The following is a 16,020-nucleotide window of genomic DNA, read 5'->3' on the forward strand; positions in this document are numbered from 1 at the left end:
CGGGCAAGGGATGCAGAACCCGGCTGGGGTCACGCCGGTCCGGGATCACGGCGGCGAGCTTGTCGGCGATGTCCAACCGCCGGGCGGCCTGGGCGAGCAGCAGGACGCCGCCATCCGAGGTCAGGCGTCCGCCATCGAAGGCGGCTGTGAGCTTCTTGCCCCGAACGGATGGAAACGCGAACGGGAGACACGTAGGATCGGACATGGCGGGCGTGGCAGGCTCGGTGCGGTCTGAAGGCTTGGCGTCAGCACCCAATCCCTAAGCCACATCAATGCTTTACGCTACGCTCGCCATCCCAGATCCACCGTCCTCGTGAATAAGACGGGCTAGCATGGCGACCGACAAGTGGCTTCTGTCGAACTGGCTTGCAATCGAACAACACGATTCATCCGCGCACCAGCCAGCTTATCCAGTGACCCTGAAGGCTCCGGAGCCGGGCAATTGGGACCCATTCCCACGCCGTCCGCAGGGGCAGTATGCCTTTTGTATTGGCAATCGAGCGGGCCGGTCGAAGCGGCTTCAGCATCGTGTCACGTCGCAGGATATACCGAGTGACGGGAGCCCGATTGTTCGCCGGCGAGCGATATTTTCGTCGGCTCGGTATCGACATGGAGCAATAGATATGCGTAGTTAATCACCTGCTGAATAATAGAGTGTCCGGATTTGCGCCAAGCTCAGCCCACACTTGAAGTTCAAAACAGCACCCACGGATCCCGATCTCGATCGGCTCGGGCTGCTGACGGTTTGGTCATTGCGATTTTATGTATTGCCTCGACGCTGCTGCTCTGCGCGGCCGTAATATATTTGACGATACATCGCATCTTTCCGGCTATTGCCCCGCTGCATGCATACAGATCTCTCGCTGTGTGGCATCGATTTAGCTCGCTCGTGATTCAAGAGATTCGATCTTGGCGTTGATTTGAGCGAGCGGAGCCACTGTGATTGGCCTTTTTTGACTGTTACTTGCGATTGCTGCGTTTCGTTATAAAGTCGATGCGAACGGTCGATATCTGACTAAATCAGCTTTGTGCGTCCATCCGAATCACGGGCTCTGAGCCCGGTGCTGTGCGACCAGATGACAGCTTCGGTATCCGATCTGTGCTCACAATGCCAAAATCATTCGTTGGCAATCCTGTCGTGATATGGACTGTAATCTGCAAGACGACCGGTTACGCGTTGACACCAGCGCGGGGCGGTGCAGTTCGCCAGCGCGTTGGGAACATTTTATATTTACCATTATCGATGGGCGCACATAAGCAAGGACACAAAGCCGCCGATATAGCGCCGTAGACATCGGAGAGGCAACCAAAAGCCCAAGCCTCATCGTTCGAATCTTTGCGGTAGCTACTGCCGGTCACCAGCGGTCTTTATCGAGAAAACGGTGTTTCCATCTATGAAAGCTCAGCTCGATAAAGTCGCTTCTGGGCACCTGAAGCCAGATTGCCTCGAATTTCGTCGGCGCTCCACAACACGCTTTTAGCTTGGACACGTTCACCGGATCGCAGTCATATTGCCGGTCACATGCCGGGGCCCGAAACCGAGACCGGTGCCCTTCGTCGCTAAGAGGGAGCGATACCATTCAACCGTATGACAACAAGGCGCATTACCGGCCCGCCCATCCCGGAGCGCCTTTTGGACGTCCGAGACGGCGCACCCAATCGACCGATGCGCCCGAAACGCGAGTCCTTTCTCAGCCTTGGCAAAGCTGACGCGATAGTTTCGACGATCTTCACCGACACCCACATAGGAGATCGCTGTTGCAGCCTCACTTGCTAACCAGACTTGGTATGCAATTTCCGAGATCTGGCAATTTTCACGCCCTATGTTGAACACTTGGCCGGCAATGGACCGATCGGGCGCATCAAGGGTAAGCAAAAACGCTCGCGCGACGTCCTCAACGTGAATGAGAGGGCGCCATTGTGCGCCATTTCCGACGACACTGATGCAGCCGAGTTCATAAGCATCGAGCGCCATTTTATTGACCACCAAGTCGAACCGCATCCGTGGCGAAAGGCCAAAAACGGTACCATTCCGCAAGGATACGGTGGTGAAATCCGATCTGTTTCGGCTCAATACGACCTCTTCGGCTTTTGCACACGTCTCCGCATATAATGTGAGCGGCCGAAGCGTTGAATCCTCACTCACGTCGCTACCAATATGCTCACCATAGACGGCACAGGAACTTGCAAAGAGATAGCGTTTGACCCCAGCCCGCTCAGCGAGCATCACCGAGGCGATCCGTCCCCGCTCATTGATCGAACGCGTTAGTTCAGCATCGAGGTCTCCGGACGGGTCATTCGACAATGCGGCTAAATCGACAACAATGTCGCAATCATCGAAAACCCCTGGCGGATAATTGCGGATGTCACACCGCAGAATCTCCATCGCGGGATGGTCTTGAAGGCTAAGCAATGACTGATGCCCGAAAAAAAAAGCATCGATTGCTCGAACGCGATAGCCGACATTCAGAAGCTGTGTGACGAGAACAGAACCGATGTATCCCGCGGCGCCAGTAACAGCAACTGTCTTCTGCATCGCGAAAACCTCGCTTGGAGCTACCGGATTTCGGGACGCCGAAGCGCCAATATGTGCAGCCCGTCCCGGGGAACGCAGCATCCGTTCTAATCTAGGGCGCCAACAAAAAGCCGTTGCATTCTTTTTAGATTGCGATTTCAGTAAGCATCCAGCTTGAATGCCAGGCACATTAAAACGGTTTTCACGATAATCTTGAAATCAAGCATAAGGCTTGCGTTTGATACATACCAAAGATCGAGCGCAAGGCGCTTTTCCATATCGGCAGAGCAAGGCGTTGCGCCCCGTGACCCACTAATCTGTGCCCATCCGGTGATACCGGGGCGCACGTTGAACCGAGCATTGTAATTGGGGATTATTTTTCCATAGTAAATGTCGTGGGAAACAGCGTGTGGACGAGGTCCGACAATCGCCATGTCACACTTGATCACGTTTAGCAGTTGCGGAAGTTCGTCGAGACTGCTGCGTCTTAGAAATTTTCCGATCCGAGTTACGCGCACATCGCTGCGACTCGCCTGTTGCACGACGGGTCCGTTTTCTTGAACATGCATCGTACGAAATTTATATATATTGAATTTGCGACCCTTCAGTCCAGTCCGTTCCTGTCGGAACAAAATAGGTCCAGGACTGTCGAGCGAGACCAAAATGGCGATCAAAACGAAAAGCGGCATAAGAAGGAGGATGGCAGCTGCCGCAACAGTTATATCGATTGCGACATGCACGCTGTGCCGAATATTGGATGTGTGTTCAGCCCCCGTTCGAGCTTCAGGACCTGAGGTCACAAGCAACCCGTGTTCAGCAGAACTCATCGCTTAAGTCTCCTCGATCTATTTCACATAATCGATTGAGTCAAAGCGGCGTATTGCAAATATCCTCCTAGCTTTATTTCATGTCAACTAAAAATAAATATAAAGGGATGGTATCTATGACGAACGATCGTATATCATCAATGACTAAAAGTATAATTTATTCTACAATATTGTTCAAGTAAGCTTGAGTTGCCCATTCATTGTATTAGGCGCTTTCAAAAAATACGGATTCGCGCGAGATCGCACCATACGAACGTTGCGAGATACTATCGCAGAAGGCTGCTGTTTGGCATTTTCGCAGCTCCGAGATTTATTAGGAATGACTTCGCAACTCGACGTTTCCACAGAACTCGCAAAAGCTCTGGTGCGCGGCGCACGCTAATAGACAGCCAACTCTAGAAATCCGCGCCGCATCTCGGCCTTGGTGTGCGGCCTCGATAACGTGGCCGAATTCTCTATATCGGCTATCGCGCCGTCTGGCAATAGGGTTAATGTTTATACATTGCTTGCATTTCCCGGAGATGAAAATCGATTTTAGCAGATGACTGGTTGATGTTCAGATTAGGCGTGCGGCCTATGAGGGACGGTCCATAGAAACGGGCAAAATCATGTCAATGATGGCAGAATGACCAGTGCCTACGAACCGTTTTCCGCTGCTGTGATAATACGAGTCTTGAGAAAATCGGCTCGTGGATAAACCATCGGATTATCATGCTGTCACAAATAATATGAAAACAGACATCGCGTTTTGAGATCGGCGGAACCGAAAGGCCTGTCTCTTCGCACGTTTTCCTGGAAAGTCGCCGGAATCTGACAAATGGATGGCCCCCCGTCACGCCGCTCGTGTCGCTCTGCCGACGAAAGCAAAGCGCACTTCACTGCAGGCTACGAGACGGATGAAAAACGCAGCCAGAAACGCTCAATCGCTCTGTCTTTCGCGTCGAATAGCCGAACTCTGTTGCGCGAGTGCTGCTCGCGATCGGCGGTGACGTTAAAACGGTTTGTCGGTTGAGGGCCCTGGGATGTTTCTCGTGAGCCGAGTGATCGGAAGATTGTAATCAAGCCGTTTGATGCCGGCTAGCTGTCCTCAGATTGCCGATTTTATGAGCTGACCGGCAATTTTTTAACCAGGGATTTGAGGCGCGTTTGATCAATCCAGTTTCCGCTCTCGATGAGGGCGGAGACTCGACTCAAAGTGCCTTTTTAGGTCCATCGAATTCGGTATTGCGTTCCGGTGATCGCCTGGATATAGGTTAACAAACTGTTAAGATGCCGTGTAGGCCCTACTCCCGAGCGCTATAGGAGGGATGTAGAGATGTCGCATTTTGGCCGGTTGTCGACATACTTTAGATGGTCAGGTGCTGTGCAGCGCCGGCTCCGTGCAGACGGGGCCGTGCGACTGAACGACAGTCGTTCCGGTTCTCGTGACGACAACACTTTTCAGCGGCAGCTGGTTCACGGTGCGCTACTCAATGAATCCAGTGGTCGAACGTCCCTGATCCGTGTTGGTGGGATTCCCACCGCAGTGCTATCGCGCAAACAACTGGCACGCCGCATGGATGAGGATTGCCGTTTGGTATCTCTGGGGCATCTTGCTGAGCCCCGAATAATCGTCGCGTCAAATGGATCGGTAATTGCGAGATTTCATCTGAATAGAGACTTTCGGCGGCTGATTTCCAAGGCTTCAATCGTCGATGCTGACGGTGCATCGCTCGTCTTTGCGTCGCGCCTGTTCTGTCGAAGTCCCTTGCCCGAGCGGGTGGCGACGACTGATCTCATTCATGATTGCGCCGATCTAGCATCCCAGAAGTGCATACGTTTTTATTTTCTGGGCGGAAAGCCTGAGGTGGCTTTGCGTGCATCGCAAAAGTTGAAGCTGATTTTTCCGAATCTACAGGTGGTTGGGTGCCGCGACGGGTATTTCAATCGCGCCGACGAGGATGAGATCTGTTCTGAGATACTCCGCACAGGAGCGCAGGTCTTATGGCTCGGTCTAGGCAGTCCGATGCAGGAAGAGATCGCTTGTTCATGGCAGAAGAAACTGGGCGGTTTGGCCTGGATCAGAACCTGCGGCGGGCTCTTCGATCACATCGCTGAGGACGTTCCGCGAGCGCCGCGATGGATGCAAGATATCGGTCTTGAGTGGCTTTACAGGATTTATCAGGAGCCGAGACGATTATTGTTTCGCTATTTATGGTCTAACCCCGTCGCATTATTTTATCTTTTGACCAAAACGTACGACGATCCGATCTATCGTGGACCAGTTGTACTAAAATGATATCATATCTTATCTATATCCGAATATTGATTGTGGACTAATTACAGAAAACCGGATCCATGCTCAGGTGCCGGGCTAGGTGACAATCAATGAGGCGGATTGGGATGTGCGCTGCGGTATCGTTGACGGAGCCGATCCAGCGTTCCGTACGGAAAGCCTCGATACGGTCGCAGCCGACCGTTTACTTTTTTGCCAACCATTCGTCATCCGGTGGTGTCGGCGAGCTGTGGAGCGATCTGGCTGCTGGATTGGCGGCTAAGGGATTTCGAACACGTCTCATCGCGCTTTGGCCGAGTGCCGACACATCGATGGCTGGCGATGAACGCGTCCCTTGGCACCACGTGGTCTCTGAGAAGCCACGATCGATGCGCCGTCTTCTCTGCTTGGTCAGAGATCTTGTTCTGCTCTTCAGGAAGGATACGCCAGATTGTGTCGTGACAGCGATGCCAGCCACAAACCTATTGGTGCCCGCGGCGGCTTTGCTTTCCTACCGGCGCATTCGAGCTATCACATCGCATCATACGCCTGCGAATACGTTGAAATGGCCTATGAATTGGCTTGATCGATATGCCTCTGTGCCGCCGAACGTCTCGGCGTCAGTCAGTGTCTCGAAGACGGTCGCGACGTCGTATCACCGGGGGCGGGGGTGGTTGCGATCAAAGCAGCGGGTCATCAGCAACGCGCTTTCTCCTGCGATCGAGCAGCATCTTTCGGAATTGTTCCGGATGAGGCAACCGCGCATCGGGGGTGATGCCCCTTTTCGCGTTATAAGCCTCGGCCGCCTCTCAGCGCAAAAGAATTACGACGTCTTGATCAAAGCGGCGTTGTACATGCCAAACGTGATTGTGAGCATCATAGGGCATGGACCTGAGGAGACGAGACTGCGGTCACTGGCTGACTGCCTCGGTGTAACGGATCGGGTAAAATTTCTCGGACTCATGGGCCGCAAAGATGCACTTCGCATGCTCGCGGCGGCCGATGTCTTCGTGCAGATGAGTCGCTTCGAAGGCCATAGCCTCGCACTCATCGAAGCGGCCAAACTTGGGTTGCCGCTTGTCGTTTCGAATATCCCAGTTCAATTGGAATTTATAACTGACGAAATTGGCCGACACTGCGGCATTTCAGTTGATATCGACGATGCGCGTAGCTTGGCCCGGTCTATTGACCGATTGTCTTTCGATCATGAATATTATGAGGACATGGCTTTGCGATCAAGACATATCGCGGCAGCACTTTCATTCGATAAAACCATGTCACTCTACGAGAATCTTGTGTCTTAACGTCGGTTTTCGGCCGAGGAATGGGTGACGTTCGTCTGAAAGAGTCCTTCGATGCGGAACTGGCAATGAAGCTCACAATCGGGATTAAAGTTTTTAATGAGGCCGCCCGGATCGGGCGGGCGATCGAAACTGCGCTTGAGGCCGCCGCTCCGTACGGTGGTGAAGTCTTGATCGCTGATAGCGGATCCACGGACGGTACGCTGGAGATTGCGTTGCGGTACGACGTAAAGATCGTCCAATTGGCGAATCCAGCCGAGCGCTCGTGCGGCGCTGGTGCCCAACTCGCGTATATGTTCGCCCGCGGAGAGTTCTTCTACCTTCTCGACGGTGATATGGAGATCGATCGTTCATTCCTGCCGTGTGCGATACCATTTTTGGAGACGCATCCGGATTTCGCCGGGGTCGGGGGGCGTGTCGAAGAGGCGAATGTCGAGAACCATGAATTCCGCACACGGAAAATCAATGCGGAAAGGAGATGCGCTTATTACCCTCGTCTGATCGACCGTCTCGATTGTGGGGGGCTTTATCGCGTCTCGGCGGTAAAGCAGAGCGGGTATTTCGCAGACCGAAATTTGAAATCATTTGAAGAATTTGAGCTCGCTTCGCGATTGATTGCGGATGGCTGGAAACTCACCCGGCTCGATGTTCCTGCCGTCGTGCATTATGGGCATACGTCCGAAAGCTATAAGCTCCTGCGGGCTCGATTTCTATCTGGCTACGCGAACGGCGTCGGCCAAGTTTCTCGGGCAATCCTCGCCCGGCCTCGCGGTCGGCAAGCGCTTTCTAAACTTACGCAGTTCTGGACATGCGCTGTCGTCGTGATCTGGTGGGCCGCAATTCTCACATTGACGATATTGGCAGTCTCAGACTGGCATTACCTCGCGTACCTTCTCGTGGCGATTGTCCTACCCGTGCTGTTTCTCACGCTGCGGCGCGGCTCAGTGCAAGCCGGGCTATATTCGTTCGTGGCGTGGAACACGGTTGCAATCGGCTTTTTTGCGGGGTTCGCCGCATCGCGCCGATCGCCGACGGAACGATTGGAGGCGGTGATCATCAGGGGGTGAATAAATGGCAAGTCACGGTTGCTGATCTTGGGGAAATTCGGGCTTGATGTCTCATTCGCTCAAGACGTGAATTTAAAACCTCGGCCTTTGTCTCGATGGCTGTGTTCAAGTAATTAAGGTCGTAGTTCGGAGATCGAGAAAAAGGGAAGGCGAGGCTGATTGTGGGCGTCCAGACCATAACTGAATCAGGGGTAGGCCAATTGTTCGCTTCGGTTCAATTCGCGATGCGGCCGAACACCGCGATGCTCTGCGGAAGAAGCGGGTGCGGATCGACCGGCGACCGACAGGTCTGGCAAATCCCCGTGTGGTGCCGGGATTGGGTCAATTGGCGGTCCGTTGCTGCACGAGGGTTCATGGTTGCAGCCAATGTTGGTTGAGTTGATGCTGGCTGAACTCGGTCTTGCGGACCCGAAGATGACCGGGCGATCTGCGGTCGCGCATTGCATGTGGAGGCTTCGTCGGCCGTTCGATCAGCGACGCTCGTCGATGATGCGCCTGTCGCTGTCCGTGTCTTTACGCGGTCTCGCCCTGTTGCTTTGGGGGCTCGTGCTGCTGCCCGTCGCTCGTGCGGAGACCTATCTCTGGCGGCCGGTGAAGATCGGCGGCGGTGGATTCATAACCGGATACTCATCCGATGCCAGCGGGTCGACGCGCGTCGTCAGAGCGGATGTGTACGGAGCTTATATCTGGAGCGACACGGCCAATCGGTGGATCCAATTGGTGACCACCGCGTCGATGCCGTCGACGTTTCACGTTCAGAACGGACTCAACGAGGGGGTGTACGAGGTCGTCGTTGCCCCGTCCGACGCGCGCCGGATCTATCTGGCTCTGAAGGGAAGGGTCCTTACCTCGCGGGATGGAGGGCGGTCATTCGCCGCCTCATCGACAGCTCCGTTCGAGCATGGCTTCGATCCGAATAGCGAGTTCCGCAATTACGGGCCGTTCATTTCGGTCGACCCTGTGCGTCCGGACGTTGCGCTCGTCGGAACTCCGGCCGATGGTCTCTGGCGTACCGATGACGGCGGCGTGACGTGGTCACGCATCCCGACCGTGCCTCCGGCGATGGATCTACGCCCGGCGCAGGACGGCCATCAGAGCCCCGGCATCATCACGTGGTTCGAGAAACCGGGCGGCCAAGTCGCAGGGCGCGTCTGGGCGATGTCGGCCGGAAACGGCCTTTTCGCCTCGTCCGACGGCGGCCGAAGCTTTTCCCGCCTGGCATCCGACGGGCAGGGCGGGCCGTCGCTTCTCACGCAGGGCGCCTTCGCGCGCGACGGGACCTTCTTCGGTGTCGATCGCGAGACACGAATGGCTTGGCGTTATCGCGGGGGTGCATGGCAGAGCCTTACATCCAACGGAGGCCTGCCAAGCCTGCCCTTCGCAGCCGTGGCGATCGACCCGGACGATTCACGCATCCTCGTCATCGATGAAAGCGGGACGGTGTTCCGATCGAATGACGGAGGACGGTTGTGGACACGACTGGCGCATGAGTCCCGGGTCGGGTCCGGCGACCCGCCATGGCTTCGCGTCAGCAATGCGTCCTACTTCGCCATGAGCCGTATCATGTTCGATCCTGTGAAGAAGGATCGGCTCTGGGCTGGCGCAGGCATGGGCGTGTTCTACGCCGACCTCTCCGACTCTTCGCGGACAGTGACGTGGGTCAGCCAGACCCGGGGGATTGAGGAGCTCGTCGCGAACGACGTCAACCAAGCCCCAGGGCAGGCCCCCCTGTTTGCGGTCTGGGATTTCGGTATTCACGTCAAGCGGGACTTGACGGCGTACTCAACGACATATGGTCCGAAAGAGCGTGTGCTGATCGCAGCACAGCAAGTGGCGCTGACACCCGCCAATCCGCGATTCGTTGTGACGAATGCGTCCGATACCCGAACGTCCTGCTGCTCGGAAGACGGCGATGCCGTGCTAGCCGGGTACAGCTTGGATGGCGGCGACAGCTGGACCAAATTCGCCGCGCTTCCGACCCCGCCGGGGACCCGTCCCGAGGACCCCTGGCGCATGGCGTTCGGTACGATCGCGGTCTCGGCCGGCGACACCAACAACATCGTCTGGGAGCCGACCTATAACCGCGCTCCGTTCTACACGAAAGATCTCGGCCGAAGCTGGCGACGGGTGGTACTGAGCGGCGAGTCCCTTCCGTTCACGGGCTCACATCCGCACATATACCTGTCGCGGAAGACACTCACGGCGGACGGCACGCGGCCCGGCGTCTTCTATCTCGTTCACAGCGGGGAGGGGGCGAATCAGCGGCTCCAAGGGCTTTGGCGGACGGGCGACGGTGGCGAGACTTGGCGCCAAGTCTTCAAGGGTGAGATCGCGCCGAACACCGGGTACGCCGCGAAGCTCCGCGCCGTGCCAGGTCGACCGGGCGAGCTCTTCTTCACGTCGGGCATCCCGTACGCAACGGGGACGCCCCTGAGGCGCAGCCGCGACGGCGGGGAAACCTGGACCTCGATCCGCGGTATCAGCCAAGTGGATGATATCGCTTTTGGTCGACCTAATCAGGCAGGTTATCCTACAATTTTCTTATCCGGTCGGCTGAATGGCGAATATGGATTCTGGCGATCGATTGATGAAGGTGAGAATTGGACGAAGATAGGGGCTTTCCCCGTCGGCAGCTTGGATCAGGTCACTGTTCTCGGCGCCGACACCGATCATTTCGGCCGTGTCTACGTGGGTTACATGGGGTCCGGTTTCCTGGTCGGGGAACCGGCCGACTGCAAAGCGAAGCCCTACGCATTCGGAGAGGACGCAGAATGCTTTTCGCTGCGCTGAGACCCGCGATGGCGGCCTCTCCGGTCGCCGCGGGGCCCCGAAGAACGGCGCTGTGGCGACTCCGGCAGTGAGTCTTCGGCTGGGAAATTGTCATCTCGGTCGTGACCTGACCAGCCGGATATGGATCACGGCAATTCAGCAGTCGTGATTGAGGTGGCCCTGTTTAAATCGGTAGCGGAGCTTTCGGTCTGTGATGATGCGATCTGTTCTGCACGATATCACCCGCCGCATTCAGTATGGCCGGTCTCCGAGCTTGGGAGCCGGATCCGTGCTGTCAGGGCACATCGCTTCGGGGGTCGAGGCCGTTCGGCACCCGGCTTGGCCGAAACTCGGGTCTCGCGAGGTTCCCCTCATCCTCGATCTCGACGGAACGCTCCTGCGGACTGATGTCCTCTACGAGAAGGCGCTTGCGTTGGTGCGGGCCGATCCGCTGAACGTCCTGCGCATGCTCTACTGGGCCATGAGCGGCCGCGCCCACCTGAAGCGGCGCATGGCCCAGGCTGTTACGCTCGACATTGAGGCGCTGCCGGAAAACCCCGAGCTGGTCGCCTTCGCAGAGGCCGAGGCCAAGGGAGGCCGGCCGATTCACATGTCGACTGCCACCGACAATGTCACGGCCTCCCAGATCGCCCGCCGCTTCCCCTTCATCAGCAGCGTCATCGCCAGCGACGGGCAGACGAATCTGAAAGGGGCCGCCAAAGCGGCTGAGCTCGCCCGCCGTTTCCCGCTCGGCTTCGACTATGCGGGCGACAGCCGCGCCGATCTGCCGGTGTGGCATGCCGCCCGGCAGGCGATCGTGGTCGGCGCCTCCCCGGGGGTGGAGCGCGCGGCCGGCAGAGCAGCCGACGTCGCCGGCGTCTTCCGGCGCCCGCCCTACGGTCGCCTGCTCCTCAAGAGCATGCGGTCCCATCAATGGGCCAAGAATGCGCTTGTTCTCGTGCCCGCAGTCCTGGCCAACCGCTTCCTCGACCCGTCCGCCCTCGGATCGCTCGCGATCAGCTTCGTGGCGCTCTGCCTGATCGCCTCGGCGACCTACATCCTCAACGACATCTGGGACGTCGCGGACGATCGACGGCATTGGTCTAAGAAGAACCGTCCTCTCGCCAGCGGCCAGTTTCCGATCGTCTACGGCCTCGCCGCCGTGCCGGCCGGCCTGGGAGCTGGATTCCTGCTCGGCGCGCTGGCTGGCCCGAAGGTGGTTCTCACGCTGGCAGCCTATACCGGGCTAACGCTCGCCTACTCGTTCTATCTCAAGCGGGTGGTCCTGCTCGACGCCTTGACGCTCGCCAGCCTCTTCACGATTCGGTTGGCGGTGGGCACCGCCGCTGTGGAGGCCATCGCCTCGCCGTGGCTGTTCGTGTTCTCGATGTTCCTGTTCACCTCACTGGCCTTGGCGAAGCGCCACACCGAGATCGCCCGTGCCACGGCGCGCGGCGCGGCTCAGATCAACGGACGCGGCTACGTGGCAGTGGATTTGCCCCTCGTGCTGGCCGCCGGTGTCGCCGCGGGCACGTCCGCGCTCCTGATCTTGGTGTTCTACGTGATCGACGACGCCTTCAAGCAGACCTTCTATGGCGATGTGGCATGGCTCTGGGGCTTCCCCCTGGCGCTGTCGATCATCCTGGGGCGAATCTGGGTCGCGTGCCAGCGCGGCACGCTGCAGGATGATCCGGTTGTCTTCGCGCTGACGGACCGGCTGGCGTTGACGGCCGGCAGTGCGCTCGCGATGTGCTTCGTGCTGGCTTGGGCGGGCTTTTCGGTCTGAGATGATGCGGCTCTACCTGCAGGACCTCATCCGCCTCGACCAGCGCGTCCGATTTCTGCTCGCGGGCGGCTTCGCCTCGGGCGTGAGTTGGGCATCACGCTTCCTGTTCAACACCGTAATGCCGTTCGCGCTTGCGGTCGCCACAGCGACCGCGCTCGGCATGGTGATTGGCTTCCTGATCTACCGCAGCTTCGTCTTCCCAGGCTCGTCGCGATCCCTTGCCGCGCAACTCGGGGGGTTCCTCCTGGTCAATCTGATCGGGGGACTCGTCACCGTGGCGGTGGCGATTGTCGCACGCGATGGGCTGTTGATGCCGCTCGGCCTTACAGAGATCGCGGCGCCTGCCGCGCACGCGATCGGTATCATGGCCGGTGCCGTCGCCAACTATATTGGACACAAGACGGTCACCTTCAGGACGGCCTGAATGCTCCTCCGAGAGCGCTGATCATGCCCCCGTGCTGCTGTCCCGCGCGCGGCGTCAAAACGGACTGTCGCGCATCCGCGGATCATCCCCTCGCGCCTTGCCGCGCACGTTCGTCGGCTGGAGCGGCGCGAGACCCGCCGAAGCCGCGCCGGTTAGGCCGAATCGCGCCGCCTGGAGCCCTTCGTTCCGGAAGGCCGGGGATGCTGCGCCTCACCCGAGCCAGACGCCGCGATTTCGCGATCGCTGAGGTGTCGGCAACGTCGTGTCGAACGGTGGTCCGAGCGGCTTCGGCTGGTACGGTCGTCTTGATCCTGGAACCGCGCGCTTATCCCCGGAACCGGCGGTCGATGATTTGCCGCGCAGGCAGGTTGGCTTGCGTGTCACGAGCGATCAGGAGGTCGAGCGGTCGGTCCGCCAGCAACCGATCCCGTTAAGCCGCGCCCCGCTGGCGCATGAGCCAGCATCCAGCGAGCAGAGCGGCACAATTGCCAGAGATGAAGACCGCGAGGATCGAGAAAACCAAGCCGCTGCCGATCGTGGAGATGAACGCAACGAGAGCCGCTGCGAAAGCCGAGGCGATGATAAAGACCATGTCTGGGCATCCTCGCTTGGAGCAATCGCCAGCTCACGCCGATCGCGAACTCTCCTCGTCAATCGTTACAGAAGCGTAAACAGTAATTTGCCAGCGCAGTACCTCGGTAAGGCCGACCACCGGACCCCTATCGCGACGACGCTCATGAGCGGTGAACTGGACCGCGTCGCGCCTCAGCCGATGCAACCGAGGACGGCGCCGAGCTCGGTCCCCGGTCTCAACGACGTCCCCGCCGGCACGGCAATCTGGATCTCCTGTCCGCAGCTTGGACTTGAGCAAGGCAGCAGCGATCGCGTCGCGCGAGAAATCCGATGGCATCTGCGGGGAACCGCTCAGGCAACGGGGGCCTTCATTGAGTCGGCGCGTGTTTGGGCCCTGCGCTGCGGGTGCGCCGTATGCTCAGGGGGCCGCGACCCTTGGCGACCGGACCAAAGGCGTAAAGCGGCCTCGGCCGTGTCGGCCCGCGGGAGCCTGACGCGCGTCGCGTCGACAGACATCAGAGCAGATCAGACGATCGGACGGCCGTCTCGTGGGGGGCTTGATCTGTTATACCGCGCGGTATTCCGACTGCCCGGACGGTGTATACTGATACCGAACAACCCTCCTTCAGCGAGGTCAGCTGAATGGCTGTCCCATTTTATCGACACGCCCTCCCGGCTTGCTACGCTGAACGTGTCGCATCGGTTCTCGCGAGTCCCTTTCTCACGAGCGGTCCGCGGTGCCAGGAGGTCGAAACGACGCTGCGCCGCTTTTTCGGGGTCGGGAGCGCCAAGCTGACGTCAAGCTGGACGCAGGGCGCGGTCGCAACTTTGCTCGCCCTCGATATCGGACCGGGCGACGAGGTCATCGTTCCTGCCATGACATTCGCCGCGACAGCCAATGTCGTCCGGCAAGTTGGAGCGACACCGATTTTCGTGGACGTTGATGCGCGAACGTTGCTCATGGACCTGACCCAGGCAGGGCAGGCGGTGACCACGAGGACCAGAGCCGTCATCCCGGTTCATCTGTATGGCCACATGGTGGATATACCGTCGCTCAGGGCCGTGATCCCCGAGTCGGTCAAAATCATTGAAGACGCGGCGCACTGCTTCGAAGGTACGCGAGACGGCCGGCGTCCGGGGCAGCTCGGCGATGCGGCGATCTTCTCGTTCTACGCGACCAAGAATGTGACCTGTGGCGAAGGCGGCGCCGTCGTCACAAACGATTTGGCTCTGGCGGATGCCTTGGCTCAGACCGTTCAACACGGCATGTCGGCGAGCGCGGCCCGGCGTTTCGAGGGGCACACCTACCGCCATTGGGACATCGCCCGCTTGGGGACGAAGGCCAACCTCCCGGATTTGCTCGCGGTCCTTCTGGAGCCGCAGATCGCTGAGATCGACCTGCAACTGCAGATCCGGGAGCGTCTCTGCAGACGGTATGAGGCTGCACTCGCGGGCACGCCCTTCAGATGGCCGACCATCGACGCCGACGCTGTCTCGGCGCGGCATCTGTTCCCGATCCACGTTCCGGGCGGTGCGCGGGATGCCGTCTTGAATGCTCTCGGCGAGGCCAAGATCGGTGCGACCGTGAACTATCGCTGTGTTCCCGCGCTGAGCCTGTACCGCACCGCGCAAGCGCAGCTTCGATATCCCATCTCGTGGCACTGGGGCGAAGGTACGCTCTCGCTTCCGCTATACCCGAGCCTGCGTGAGGATGAGCAGGACGAAGTCATCGCGGCCCTGCGGCGTTCCATTGCGACAACGGGCTTATCGGGCGCCGAGCCTGCACCGATCGCGTCCTGATCACACCTCGGTGTCTCGCATGCCTCGGTTGTGCCCCAGCTGTTCGGCAACGGTGTCGGATGGCCAGGACAAGTCGGGCGTTCACGCCCGATGGCCAATGCGAAGCCGCGGCGTACCTCGCTGAACGGGCGCTCGCCCCGCGTTTTCGGTCGGCAGAATCGATGCGGGCTTCTTCCTGCGGCCCGGTTGCGTCCCTGTCCGATCAGGCTGCCGAGATCGCGCGGTCGCGTCGTATGCGCGACCGAATGCCCGGGGAGCGCAACGTGCAAGGATGTCCATCGGCATCTTCGCGGAAAGGCCCGAGTGAGCGTCGCCGTCGCGGCAGCGGCATCACCCAGGATTGAGCAGCGCTCTAACCCGCTTTATTCACCAGGGTTTGGCTGGCGACGTGTTTTGAGCTGAAGGCGAGCGGGATCGTGCGTCTGTCCTGACGCGTATGGATCTGGTTGTGCTGTCGGCGCTGGAGGGACGGGAGCGGTGTCGATGGGGCATCACGCCCCGTGGTTCAGGCTGGCGCTGGGGCGAGTGCGCCCGCGATATGGCGCAGCAAGTCGGCCTCGGGACAGGCGGCGGCGAAGGCGAGACGAACACGGGCAGTGGTCTCGTGGATGCGAGCCCCAAGCTTGAGCAGGCGCAGGCGGATCGTCGCGAACTCGGCCTTGGCCAGGCGATGGGGAGCCGGGATGGCGTCGCGCACGGTCAGC

At 58.9% G+C, this 16,020-nt stretch carries 11 protein-coding genes; 7 read left to right on the top strand and 4 right to left on the bottom strand.

Annotation, left to right across the window (positions count from 1 at the left end; translation table 11 throughout):
* From BM396_RS30740 to BM396_RS30750, 3 genes are all read right to left on the bottom strand, one after another.
* The coding region (locus tag BM396_RS30740) for a transposase (RefSeq protein ID WP_210187147.1) at positions 1-205 on the bottom strand (205 nt) is incomplete at its 3' end.
* 1,287 nt (positions 206-1,492) lie between these two features.
* Positions 1,493-2,536 (bottom strand): NAD-dependent epimerase/dehydratase family protein, encoded by a 1,044-nt coding sequence (locus tag BM396_RS30745; RefSeq protein WP_158713315.1) that lies wholly within the window; start codon positions 2,534-2,536, stop codon positions 1,493-1,495.
* A 137-nt stretch (positions 2,537-2,673) separates the two neighbouring features.
* The gene (locus BM396_RS30750; protein ID WP_091995281.1) at positions 2,674-3,342 is read right to left on the bottom strand and encodes a sugar transferase; all 669 of its coding nucleotides are present in this window, start codon (positions 3,340-3,342) and stop codon (positions 2,674-2,676) included.
* A 1,393-nt stretch (positions 3,343-4,735) separates the two neighbouring features.
* On the opposite strand from BM396_RS30750, the gene BM396_RS30755 reads away from it, so the two are divergent.
* From BM396_RS30755 to BM396_RS30785, 7 genes are all read left to right on the top strand, one after another.
* The gene (locus tag BM396_RS30755) at positions 4,736-5,620 is read left to right on the top strand and encodes a WecB/TagA/CpsF family glycosyltransferase (protein ID WP_236961284.1); all 885 of its coding nucleotides are present in this window, start codon (positions 4,736-4,738) and stop codon (positions 5,618-5,620) included.
* A gap of 104 nt (positions 5,621-5,724) precedes the next feature.
* Positions 5,725-6,900, top strand: coding sequence for a glycosyltransferase (locus tag BM396_RS30760; RefSeq protein ID WP_158713314.1), 1,176 nt, complete (start codon positions 5,725-5,727; stop codon positions 6,898-6,900).
* A 20-nt stretch (positions 6,901-6,920) separates the two neighbouring features.
* Positions 6,921-7,964: a glycosyltransferase family 2 protein gene (locus tag BM396_RS30765; RefSeq protein ID WP_244539023.1), complete on the top strand. Its 1,044-nt coding sequence runs from the start codon at positions 6,921-6,923 to the stop codon at positions 7,962-7,964.
* A gap of 381 nt (positions 7,965-8,345) precedes the next feature.
* Positions 8,346-10,754, top strand: a complete 2,409-nt coding sequence (locus tag BM396_RS30770) for a WD40/YVTN/BNR-like repeat-containing protein (protein WP_199807271.1) — start codon at positions 8,346-8,348, stop codon at positions 10,752-10,754.
* 283 nt (positions 10,755-11,037) lie between these two features.
* Positions 11,038-12,519 carry a UbiA family prenyltransferase gene (locus BM396_RS30775; protein ID WP_043387913.1) on the top strand — a complete coding sequence of 494 codons (1,482 nt, stop codon included), beginning with the start codon at positions 11,038-11,040 and terminating at the stop codon, positions 12,517-12,519.
* Between the two features lies 1 nt (position 12,520).
* On the top strand, positions 12,521-12,943 hold the full coding sequence (locus BM396_RS30780) for a GtrA family protein (protein WP_051044675.1): 423 nt from the start codon (positions 12,521-12,523) through the stop codon (positions 12,941-12,943).
* Positions 12,944-14,158: 1,215 nt separating this feature from the next.
* Positions 14,159-15,316, top strand: a complete 1,158-nt coding sequence (locus BM396_RS30785; protein WP_051976296.1) for a DegT/DnrJ/EryC1/StrS family aminotransferase — start codon at positions 14,159-14,161, stop codon at positions 15,314-15,316.
* A 505-nt stretch (positions 15,317-15,821) separates the two neighbouring features.
* Here the strand turns inward: BM396_RS30785 and BM396_RS30790 are convergent.
* The coding region (locus BM396_RS30790; RefSeq protein ID WP_210187148.1) for a transposase at positions 15,822-16,020 on the bottom strand (199 nt) is incomplete at its 5' end.

It is taken from the genome of Methylobacterium sp. UNCCL125, assembly GCF_900116795.1.
In the GTDB taxonomy this organism is placed as follows: domain Bacteria; phylum Pseudomonadota; class Alphaproteobacteria; order Rhizobiales; family Beijerinckiaceae; genus Methylobacterium; species Methylobacterium fujisawaense.